This is a genomic window from Azospirillum sp. TSO22-1 (genome assembly GCF_003116015.1).
Lineage (GTDB): Bacteria > Pseudomonadota > Alphaproteobacteria > Azospirillales > Azospirillaceae > Azospirillum.
In genome coordinates, this window is record NZ_LGQZ01000173.1 from 1 (window position 1) to 9,508 (window position 9,508).

Consider the following 9,508-nt stretch of genomic DNA (forward strand, 5'->3'; position numbering starts at 1 on the left):
CCACGCTGTCCGGCGCCTTCCTGGTCGCCTACCTGACCGGGGACGAGGACACCTACCGCATGCACGTCTTCTCCGGCTACGCCGCGCTGGCGGCGCTGGCGGCGCGCGTCATCGCCGGGCTGACGGCGGCCGACGGCAGCCCGCTGCGCTTCCCCCGCCCCTCGACCGAGGACCTGCGCCGCTGGATCGTGCGGCTGGCCGCCGGCGACTCGCAGGCCCGCGCCGGCCGCAGCCCGCTGATCCCCTGGATGGCCGCGGCGCTGCTGGTCGGCGTCGGCGCCACCGCGCTGACCGGCGCCGTCGCCGACTTCGTCACCCTGGTGGAGGACCTGCACGAGGCGCTGGGCGAGATCGCGCTGTGGATCGTCGTCGGCCACAGCGCCGTGGTCCTCGCCCTGCATCGCCTGAAGCGGCCCCGCCCGCTCGGCGCCACCGCCTGACCCGATACGGAAACCCGCACCCATGAAGCTTCCCCTGATCCTCGCCGCGGCGGCCGCGCTGGCCGCCGGCTCCGCCTTCGCCGCGGGCGGCCCGCGCGCCGCCCTGCTCGACACGCTGGCCGCCCAGGCGGCCAAGGAGACGCCCGGCTTCGCCGGCTTCTCGGCCGAGCGCGGGCGCGCCCTCTACCTCGGCCCGCACGCCGGCGGCAAGGCGGAGACCAACGCCTGCGCCGCCTGCCACACCCAGACCCCGACCGCCACCGGCCGCCACTACAAGACCGGCCGCGACATCCCGCCGATGGCGGTGTCGGTGGTGCCCAAGCGCTTCACCGACCCGGCCGAGGTGGAAAAGCGCTTCGAGCGCGACTGCCCGAACGTCCTCGGCTGCGCCTGCACGGCGCAGGAGAAGGGCGACTTCATCACCTACCTGTCCGGCCAGTGAACGAGCCCGCCATGACCCACAGCATCGACCCCCGCGCCCTGCGCATCGCCTTCGGCCGCTTCGCCACCGGCGTGGCGGTGGTCACCACCCTCGCCCCCGATCGCGCCCCGGTGGGGCTGACCGTCAACTCGTTCAGCTCGGTCTCGCTCGACCCGCCGCTGGTGCTGTGGGGGCTGATGCAGCGCTCCGCCCTGCTGCCGCTGTTCCTCGAATCGCCGCGCTTCGCCGTCAACGTCCTGGCATCCGGGTAGCAGGCGCTGTCCGACCGCTTCGCCTCGCGTGCCGAGGACCGCTTCGCCGGGGTGGGGTGGGAGCCGGGCGGCGGTGGGATGCCGCTGCTGCACGACGCGCTGGCGCGGTTCGAATGCACGGTCGAACACGTGTTCGAGGCCGGCGACCACCTAATGTTCCTGGGCCGGGTCGAGCGCTTCGAGCACCGCAACGGCGACCCGCTGCTGTTCTTCGCCAGCCGCTACGCCGCCCTGCGGCCGGCGGCGCTGGCCGCCTGAGGGAGGATCCCATGCCCCTGCGCCCCACCCATCTGCGCCCCACCCATCTGCGCATCGTCACCGCCGCCGTCCTCCTGCTCGCCGCCACCGCCGTCTCCAGCGCCTGGGCCAACGAGATGGAGCGCGTGCCGCCCGTCACCCACGCCGCGACGCAGAAGGAATGCGGCGAGTGCCACATGGCCTTCCATCGGTCATTGACCGACGAGGCGTTCGATCCGGATCCTCCCAATGGAGCCCTGAGATGTCGCTGCTGATCTGTCCGAACTGCAAGACGGGAATGACCGCCGTGCTCCGTCACGGTGTGGAGTTCGACGTCTGTTCCGAGTGCCAGGGCGTCTGGTTGGGCCGGGGAGAACTCGACAAGATTCTCGCCGTCGAGCGGGAGCGACAGGCTGCTCCGGAGCCGGCATCGTTCCTGCCAAGGGATCGTCAGCCGAGCGGCCCGGCGCCGTCCCCTTGGTCCGCAGCGCCGCCGCATGGTGGTCACCACGAAGACCACAGGCACGGGAAGCGCCCGTGGGGCGACCACCACGGCCACGCGGAGCATCATGACAAGCACGGCAAACCGCGTGGATGGCGGAGCGTGCTCGACATCGTCGACTGAGGATCGCCTAGCACGCCTCCGCCGACGCCGCCTGGCGGGCGATGCTGGCCATCTCCTTGCCCCAGGCGACGTAGTTGCGGTGGTAGTCGGCCAGCGCCGGATCCCCTGACGTCCGCTCTGCGAAGGCGGCCAGCACCGGCTGCTGCCCGGCCGCCAGGGCCGCCGCGTCCGGCCGCCGCGTCGCGGTCAGGAACGAGCTGAGGCTGGTCACCACCCCGCCGGCCGCCGGCCGCGCCGCCGCCTTGGCCAAGCTGTCGAGGATCCACGGCATGTACTTCAGCGCGTAGTCGGCGTAGCCGCGCAGGATGGGGGCTTGGCGTTGGAGCTGCTCGTGCTCGCGGTCGAAGTCGGTGCGCTCGACGACGACGCGGTCGCGGTAGACCACCGGCGCCGCCGCCGAGGTGTCGCACGCCCAGCCCTTGCGCGGCACCAGCATGTCCGCCTGGTCGGCCTCCTCGCGGTAGGGGTAGAACGGCATGGTGCGGCAGCGCGACGGCTTGTCCGCGTGGATGGCGCAGCGGCCGTCGGCGGCCAGCTCGGGACAGGGGAACGATGGCGGGATGTAGGCGGTCGGCGCGATGGTCACGGCCAGCGTCTTGCGGTCGCGCAGCCGCACCGTGGTGCCCAGGCGCGCCGTGTGCGCGAACGCCTTGGCGCCCTGGCGCAGCGGCGTCCACACCATCGCCAGCGGGAAACGCCCGGCGTACGCCACCGCGTCGTCGAGCGTCAGCGGCAGCCAGCCGTGGCAACAGGCACCGCACGCCGTGCAGGCGAACCGCTGTTCCATGCGCGCTCTCCCCGTCCGTGGCTCAGGCGCCGCAGCACTTCTTGTGCTTCTTGCCGGACCCGCAGGGGCACGGGTCGTTGCGGCCGATCTTGACCACGTGGCGCGGCGGCGATTTCGGATTGACCTCGCCCTGAACGTACAGCCACCGCCCGTCCTCGCAGCGGAAGCTGGCGCGTTCGTGGTGGGCGAGGTCCTGGCCGTCGCGGCGGAAGCGGATGCGGAACTCCACCGTGGCGGTGCCGTCCTCCGCCTCCTCGGCGTTCAGCACGTCCAGGCCCTGCCAGTCCGCCTCGCCGGCCACCCGCTCCGCCTCGGCGCGGTTGAAGTCGTCGCGGATCTCCGGGGCGTGGGTGCGCTCGAGGTGGTCGAGGTCGCCGCGCGCGTAGGCGGTGTAGCGCGAGCGCATCAGCGCCTCGGCCGTGGGCGCGGGGGTGCCCGCGATGATCGGGCCGCAGCAGTCTTCGAACGCGTGGCCGGAGCCGCAGGGGCACTGGGTCAACGGAACCATCCTTCCTTCCGTGGTCAGTCTTCGTCACGCCGCCCCGTGGGCCGGTTCGGCGTGGCCGACGATGCGCAGGATCGCCGGCCAGGACGAGCGGACCCGCCGCTCCACCCGGTCGATCGCCTCGTGCGCGTCGGCCACCGGCATAGCGGCGTCGGCGTGACAATGGAAGACGACATAAAGCCGCCCATCCGCCTCGCGGACCCGCAGAGCGTGGACGTCCTGGAGACCGGGCGTGGTCATGGCCGCTTCCGCCAGTTGGGCACGGATCGTTTCCAGCGTCGCCGGATCGGCGTCGCGGCTGTGCACGGGGTGACCGCCACGCGGCTCGATGTGCGTCTCCACCTCGACGGCGTCGCCCAACTCGGCGCGGATCGCCGCCTCCAGTTCCGACGCTAGAGCGTGCGCCTCGGCCAGCGGCATGCTCCCGTCGGTTTCAAGATCGTAGGCGACCGACCACGAGTCGCCGACACGCTGCACCGTGATGTGGTGGACGGCGCGGCCGAGATGGCCGGCGATGGCGGCCACGCGTTCGGCGACGGTCTCGTCGTCGAGCGCGAGCGGCTGCGTCCGCACGCGCGGCTCGGCCTCCGGCATGGCGGCACGGATGGCGGCGGCGACAGCCTCCTGCACCTCGGCTACCCGCCCCGGCGGCAGCAGGCGACTGACCAGGAGATCGAGGTCGACGAACAGCGTGCTGCCGCCCGGACGGACGCGGACACTGCACACCCCGGCGACGCCGGGGACGGCGGTGGCCAGTTCGCGCACCCGCTCCGTGGCGCCGACGGGGGCGGCGTCGATGAGGGTGTCGATGGTGCGCCGCCCCAGGCGGTAGCCGGCCAGGCAGACGAACAGCGCCACGCCGATGGCGGCGATGGGATCGCCCTTCGGGTAGCCGAGCCACACCAGCCCGAGCCCGACGAGGACCACCGAGGAGCTGAGGATGTCCGACGAGAAGTGCAGCGCGTCCGCCTCCAGGGCCTGGCTGTTGGTCTCCTTGGCCACCCGCGACAGCGCCCGCGCCCGGAAGGCGTCGATGACGATGGAGGCGACGACCACGCCGACCGACCACCAGGTCGCCTCGACCTCGACGTGCGGGCCGAGCAGGCGCTGGACGGCCTCGAACACGATCCAGGCGCTGGTCAGGAAGAGCAGCGCGGTCTCGGCCAGCGCGGCGACGCTCTCCACCTTGCCGTGGCCGTAGGGATGGTTCTCGTCCGGCGGCGCGTCGCTCACCCGGACGGCGGCGTAGGTCATCGCGGTGGCGACGAAGTCGAGGAGGCTGTGCACGCCCTCGGAGAGAACGCCGAGGCTTCCGGTGGCGAGGCCGACGGTGAGCTTGCCGATGGTCATCCCGGCGCTCGCGACCATCGAGGTCAGGGCGACCGACTGCTTTTCATTGGGCATGGCAACGGTCCTGTGATGTGGGAGCGGCCTTATGGCAGCTCCGCCTCCGCCCGCAGCGCGGCGCGGTCGGCCTGGAAGTGGTTGGGATCGCGCTTGACGAGGATGCCGCCGCGCTGGAACCCGGTGAGGACCCGGCTGACCGTCTCCGGCGCGAGGTCGAGGACCGCCGCCATGTCGCCGCGCCTGAAGGTCGCGCAGCGGCCATCGCTTGGCGCGGCCAGGAACAGCAGGAGCCGGGCGACCCGCTGGCGGGCGCTGCCGTGACCGAAGTCAAGGATGACCATGTCGGCGCGTTCGAGGGCCGTCCGCCAGTGGTCCAGCAGGCGCCGGGCAAAGGCGGGTGAGGCGTCGGCCGCCTCCTGCACCGCGCCGACTGGCACCCGGCACAGCGCGCTCTCGCGCAGGGCGACGGCCCGGTGTGGCTGCGGCGCGCCGGTCAAGCCCTCCAATCCGATGATGTCGCCGGGCTTCAGCAGGCGCAGGATGCGGCGCGATCCATCCGGCAGGTCGCGCATCAGCGCCACCAGCCCGCTGCGGATCAGGTGCAAATGCGTGATCGACGTGCCGGCCTCGGCCAGCAGCGTGTCGTCAGGCAGCAGCAGGGAATCAAGGGCGGCCATGGTGGCGAGGCCGCACTCCGCGTGGTCGAGCAGCAGCGCCTCGCGCAGGAGCGGGCAGGCCCGGCAGGGATTCTCCCTCCGCGGGGTCGACCGGGGAATGACCGCCGTTTGTCGGAGGTTTGTGGCGTGTGGAAGCGTGGGCATGGACGAACGCAGCGGCGGGATCGGGCCGGACCATGCGGCGACGCACCTGAACCGTCGCTGAACGGCCTTGCGATGCCGATATGAACGCGAGATGAACGTTTCGTTCAGCTTGCGCTCAGGTCGCCTCAGTCACGCTCGATGGGATCGGCGCGTGGAATTCAGCGTCGGACAGAGAGGCGGGCATGACAAAACAATACCACCATAACGACACGACCGCGCTGCTTTCCCTGGGCGCCGCCGGCCTGATGCTGCTGGCCGGCACCATCGCCGTGCCTCCGGATGCCGTCGCCGGAGACCTGGACGCTGCGGCGGTCCCCGTCGTCCAAGCCGCACGGCATCTGAGCGGAGAGGGGTACGGACGCGTCCTCTCCATCGAGTGTGCAACGGAGACCTGCCTCGCCCGGGTGCGCCTCGACAGCGGAGCCTTGTCGCGGCTGAACGTGGATCCGCGGTCCGGACGGATCATCGTCGAGCAGACGGCCAGCTCGGACGGGGTTGCCGGCTCCGTCCTGCGGGCACTCGTGCGGACCGCCAGCCCTCCGAAGTTGGACCTGCTTCCGCGCGCGGCCCGGCAGGCTCTGGCGTCGGGCGAATTCACCGCCATCCAGCGCGTCGGGTTCAGCGGCGACGCCATCGAGTTCGCCATGCTGGATCGCTCGGGTCGTATCGTCGGGCGGCTGGTCGACGCCTCCACCGGCCGTGTCCTGCCGCATTCGGCGAGCGAGGCCGACTAACTCGTCATCATCGGCGCCGAACGGGAGCACCAGAGGATGCGTGTGCTGTTGGTGGAGGATGATCCGCTCCTCGGAAGCGGCGTGCAGGCTGGCCTCGAACAGGCCGGCGTCACCGCCGATTGGGCGCAGGACGGTGAGGAGGCCGAGGCCGCCCTGGGCACGACGTCGTACGATGCGGTGGTCCTCGACCTCGGCCTGCCGAAGATGGACGGGCTGTCGCTGCTGCGGTGGCTGCGGTCGCGCCGGAATCCGGTCCCCGTCCTGGTGCTCACCGCGCGCAGCGCCGTCGGCGATCGTGTGGCCGGGCTGGATTCCGGCGCCGACGATTATCTGGCCAAGCCGTTCGATCTGGCGGAACTCCAGGCCCGGCTGCGCGCCCTGCTCCGCCGCTCCAAGGGCGTCGCCGCCCCCGTGGTCCGCCACGGGCGCGTCGCGCTGGACCCGGCCACCCGCACGGTGACCCTGGACGGCGAGCGCGTGGACCTCCTGCCGCGCGAGGTCGCCACCCTGGAGGCGCTCCTGCTCAACGCCGGGCGGGTGCTGTCGCGTGCGCAGCTTGAGGACACGCTGTACGGCTGGGGCGGCGAGGTCGAGAGCAACGCGATCGAGGTCTACGTCCACCGCCTGCGCCGGAAACTCCACCCGGAGCTGATCCGCACCGTGCGCGGCGTCGGCTACCTCGTGCCGAAAGAGCCGGCGTGAACCCGTCGCTGCGGCGCCGGCTGCTGACGCTGCTCTCGGCCGCCGTCCTGCTGGCCTGGACGGCGACGGCGTTTTTCTCGTACCTGGACGCCCGGCGCGCGATCGGGGCCATGCTCGACGACCACCTGCGGCAGTCCGCGGCACTCCTGGCGGTCGATCCCGGCGGCACCCCCGCCGGATCGGCCCCCGCCGGGCACGCCGACGGCTGGGTCCTCCTCTTCCAGGTGCGGGACGCGGCCGGCCGGGTGCTGCGCCGCTCGGCCGGGGCGCCCGACGGGCCGCTCGCGCCGGTGGACGAGGGCTTCGCCGACATCGAGCGCGCCAGCGTGCGCTGGCGCGCCTTCGCGTTGACCGACCCCGCGCACGGCCTCTCGGTGCAGGTTGCCGAGCGGCACGACCTCCGCGACGCGCTGGCGGGCAGCGTCGTGAGCCACCTGATGCACCCCCTCGCCGTTGCGCTGCCCGTGCTGGCGGGGCTGGTCTGGCTGTCGGTGGGATGGGGACTGGCGCCGCTACGCGCCTTCGCACGCGAGGTCGCCGGGCGCGATCCGGACGCGCTCCACGCGCTCGCCTCGGACGGCGCGCCGGACGAGCTGCGGTCGGTGGCGCGGGCGCTCGACGGGCTGTTCGCCCGGATCGGGGCGCTGCTGGAGAAGGAACGCCGCTTCACCGCCGACGCCGCGCACGAGCTGCGCACGCCGCTTGCCGCCATCAAGACCCATGCGCAGGTCGCCCTGGCCGAGCCGGAGGAAGCCGGGCGGCGGGCGGCGATCGCCCGCGTCGTCGAGGGGGCCGATCGCGCGGCGCGGCTGGTGGAGCAGCTCCTGCTCCTCGCCCGCCTCGACCCGCAGTCCGCCCTTCCCGTGACCCCCGTCCGGCTGGACGAAGCCGCCCGCGGCTGCGTGGCCGGGCTGGCGCCGTGGGCGGCCGGCAAAGGCGTCGACCTCGGCTTGGTCGGCGACACCGGCGCTGCCGAGGCCACGGTGATGGGCGACGCCGCCCTGCTGGGCGTGCTGGCGCGCAACCTGATGGACAACGCAGTGCGCTACACCCCGCCCGGCGGACGCGTGGACGTGGCGGTCGTGGTGGCGGAGGGGCGCGTGCTGCTGCGGGTGGCGGACGACGGCCCCGGCATTCCCGAGGCGGAGCGCGGACGGGCCTTTGACCGCTTCCACCGGGTGCCGGGCAGTGGCGAGACGGGAAGCGGCCTCGGCCTTTCCATCGCGGCGAGGATCGCCGCGCTGCACGGCGCCGCCCTCACGCTCGGCGAGGGGATCGGCGGTCAGGGGCTTTCGGTGACGGTGGCCTTCCCGAAGGAGGCGCCCCAGCCCGCGGATGCACGGCCGCGTCGGAGCGTGCCGGAAAGCGGCACCGTTTAAGGGAGGTGTAAGGTGGCGGGCACAACGTCCGGCTCGATCCGCGCGTCCCGCGCGTTCCATCGTCCCAAAGGAGTTGTCCCATGCGTTCGACCTCCCGCCTCGCCACCGTCCTTCTGGCTTCCGCCCTCGCTGTTGGAGCCGCGGGCCCCGTGTTTGCCGCCGCCGATCATTCCCACGACGCCGGCGCCATGACCCTGACCCTCGACCATGGCCGGAAGTGGCCGACCGACGAGTCCCTGCGCACGGGGATGTCGGGCATCCGGACGGCCATGGCTGCAGCGCTGGAGCCGATCCACAAGAACACGCTGCCCGCCGCCCGGTACGGCGAGCTGGCGGCGGCGATCGAGACGCAGGTCGAGCGGATCGTGAAGAATTGCAAGCTGCCGGACGCCGCCGACGCGCAGCTGCACATCGTGCTGGCGCAGATCCACGAGGGCGTCGAGGGCATGAAGGGGGCCGAGCGCCAGGCCGGGGCGGTGAAGGTCGTGACGGCGCTCGACGCCTACGGCAAGCACTTCGACGACACCGGCTGGAAGCCGCTGGCGCACTGACCCGGCGAGCGGCTCGTCCGCGGGGCCGTCATGACAGCCGCGCCCGGTGCCCGGCCTGTGGAAGCGACAGCTCCGCCCGCAGCCCCCCGAGCGGGGAGTCGGTCAGGCGGACGTCGCCTCCGTACAGCCGGGCGACGTCCCGGACGACGGCAAGCCCGAGGCCGGACCCCGGCGTGCTCTCGTCCAGGCGGACGCCGGGGGCGAGCACCGCCTCGCGGCGTCCGACCGGCAGGCCGGGACCGTCGTCGTCCACCGTCAGCGCCAACATCCCGTCGCGACGCCGGGCACGCCGCGCGCCGCGGCGGCGCGGGCACGGGCCATGTGGTGGTCGACGTGGCGGCGCATCACGTCGACCCGCTGCGCCATCGCCGCGCCCACGCCGAGACGATCAGCACCGGCGAAGTACTGGTGAACCGGGTGCGGTTGCACGGGCTGGGCCGGCCGCTCACCTACATGCACTCGCTGATCGGTTGGGAGGCGAACGGCCGGCGCGCCGTGCTGAGCTGCGTCCAACTGTAGCCGATGACCGGCGGGCCAAGAGAAGGCCCCGGCCGGACGAACCGGTCGGGGCCAAGGTCAGGGGGAGGGAGAGACGTGACCCGGTACTCAGCGCTGGCGGACCAGGGCGCCCTGGCCGGCGAAGTTGCCGATGCCGGCGGAGAGGTTCTGCACGTTGGCGAGGTTCGG

At 72.9% G+C, this 9,508-nt stretch carries 14 protein-coding genes and 1 pseudogene; 10 read left to right on the plus strand and 5 right to left on the minus strand.

Annotated elements, in window-relative coordinates; translation table 11 throughout:
- The 5 genes and pseudogenes from TSO221_RS35790 to TSO221_RS32305 all read left to right on the plus strand — a co-directional run.
- The coding region (locus tag TSO221_RS35790) for a hypothetical protein (RefSeq protein WP_109122576.1) at positions 1 to 440 on the plus strand (440 nt) is incomplete at its 5' end.
- 22 nt (positions 441 to 462) lie between these two features.
- Positions 463 to 882, plus strand: coding sequence for a DUF1924 domain-containing protein (locus TSO221_RS32290; protein WP_109122577.1), 420 nt, complete (start codon positions 463 to 465; stop codon positions 880 to 882).
- 11 nt (positions 883 to 893) lie between these two features.
- Positions 894 to 1,391, plus strand: a pseudogene (locus TSO221_RS32295) (flavin reductase family protein).
- An 11-nt stretch (positions 1,392 to 1,402) separates the two neighbouring features.
- The gene (locus tag TSO221_RS32300) at positions 1,403 to 1,645 is read left to right on the plus strand and encodes a hypothetical protein (protein ID WP_109122578.1); all 243 of its coding nucleotides are present in this window, start codon (positions 1,403 to 1,405) and stop codon (positions 1,643 to 1,645) included.
- Entirely contained in the window at positions 1,633 to 1,995 is a 363-nt protein-coding gene (locus tag TSO221_RS32305; RefSeq protein ID WP_109122579.1) for a zf-TFIIB domain-containing protein, read from the plus strand. Before TSO221_RS32300 ends, TSO221_RS32305 begins: the two co-directional genes overlap by 13 nt.
- 7 nt (positions 1,996 to 2,002) lie before the next feature.
- Here TSO221_RS32305 and TSO221_RS32310 read toward each other — a convergent pair whose 3' ends face one another.
- From TSO221_RS32310 to TSO221_RS32325, 4 genes are read right to left on the minus strand one after another with little or no spacing between them, the layout of a single operon-like run.
- Entirely contained in the window at positions 2,003 to 2,782 is a 780-nt protein-coding gene (locus tag TSO221_RS32310; protein WP_109122580.1) for a YkgJ family cysteine cluster protein, read from the minus strand.
- Between the two features lie 22 nt (positions 2,783 to 2,804).
- On the minus strand, positions 2,805 to 3,290 hold the full coding sequence (locus TSO221_RS32315) for a YchJ family protein (RefSeq protein WP_199229721.1): 486 nt from the start codon (positions 3,288 to 3,290) through the stop codon (positions 2,805 to 2,807).
- Positions 3,291 to 3,314: 24 nt separating this feature from the next.
- Positions 3,315 to 4,691, minus strand: coding sequence for a cation-efflux pump (locus TSO221_RS32320; RefSeq protein ID WP_109122581.1), 1,377 nt, complete (start codon positions 4,689 to 4,691; stop codon positions 3,315 to 3,317).
- 29 nt (positions 4,692 to 4,720) lie between these two features.
- On the minus strand, positions 4,721 to 5,311 hold the full coding sequence (locus tag TSO221_RS32325) for a Crp/Fnr family transcriptional regulator (RefSeq protein WP_158284275.1): 591 nt from the start codon (positions 5,309 to 5,311) through the stop codon (positions 4,721 to 4,723).
- A 326-nt stretch (positions 5,312 to 5,637) separates the two neighbouring features.
- Here TSO221_RS32325 and TSO221_RS32330 point away from each other — a divergent pair, with 326 nt between their 5' ends.
- The 4 genes from TSO221_RS32330 to TSO221_RS32345 all read left to right on the plus strand — a co-directional run bounded on the left by TSO221_RS32330 (position 5,638) and on the right by TSO221_RS32345 (position 8,821).
- Positions 5,638 to 6,189, plus strand: a complete 552-nt coding sequence (locus TSO221_RS32330; RefSeq protein WP_109122583.1) for a hypothetical protein — start codon at positions 5,638 to 5,640, stop codon at positions 6,187 to 6,189.
- A gap of 36 nt (positions 6,190 to 6,225) precedes the next feature.
- Positions 6,226 to 6,891 (plus strand): response regulator transcription factor, encoded by a 666-nt coding sequence (locus tag TSO221_RS32335; protein ID WP_109122584.1) that lies wholly within the window; start codon positions 6,226 to 6,228, stop codon positions 6,889 to 6,891.
- The gene (locus TSO221_RS32340) at positions 6,888 to 8,270 is read left to right on the plus strand and encodes an ATP-binding protein (protein WP_109122585.1); all 1,383 of its coding nucleotides are present in this window, start codon (positions 6,888 to 6,890) and stop codon (positions 8,268 to 8,270) included. Before TSO221_RS32335 ends, TSO221_RS32340 begins: the two co-directional genes overlap by 4 nt.
- A 188-nt stretch (positions 8,271 to 8,458) precedes the next feature.
- Positions 8,459 to 8,821, plus strand: coding sequence for a hypothetical protein (locus TSO221_RS32345; protein WP_146208980.1), 363 nt, complete (start codon positions 8,459 to 8,461; stop codon positions 8,819 to 8,821).
- Positions 8,822 to 8,849: 28 nt separating this feature from the next.
- Here TSO221_RS32345 and TSO221_RS36170 read toward each other — a convergent pair whose 3' ends face one another.
- The gene (locus tag TSO221_RS36170; RefSeq protein WP_199229722.1) at positions 8,850 to 9,089 is read right to left on the minus strand and encodes an ATP-binding protein; all 240 of its coding nucleotides are present in this window, start codon (positions 9,087 to 9,089) and stop codon (positions 8,850 to 8,852) included.
- Positions 9,090 to 9,154: 65 nt separating this feature from the next.
- Here TSO221_RS36170 and TSO221_RS36175 point away from each other — a divergent pair, with 65 nt between their 5' ends.
- Positions 9,155 to 9,340: a hypothetical protein gene (locus TSO221_RS36175; protein WP_199229723.1), complete on the plus strand. Its 186-nt coding sequence runs from the start codon at positions 9,155 to 9,157 to the stop codon at positions 9,338 to 9,340.
- The last annotated feature ends 168 nt before the right edge of the window (positions 9,341 to 9,508 follow it).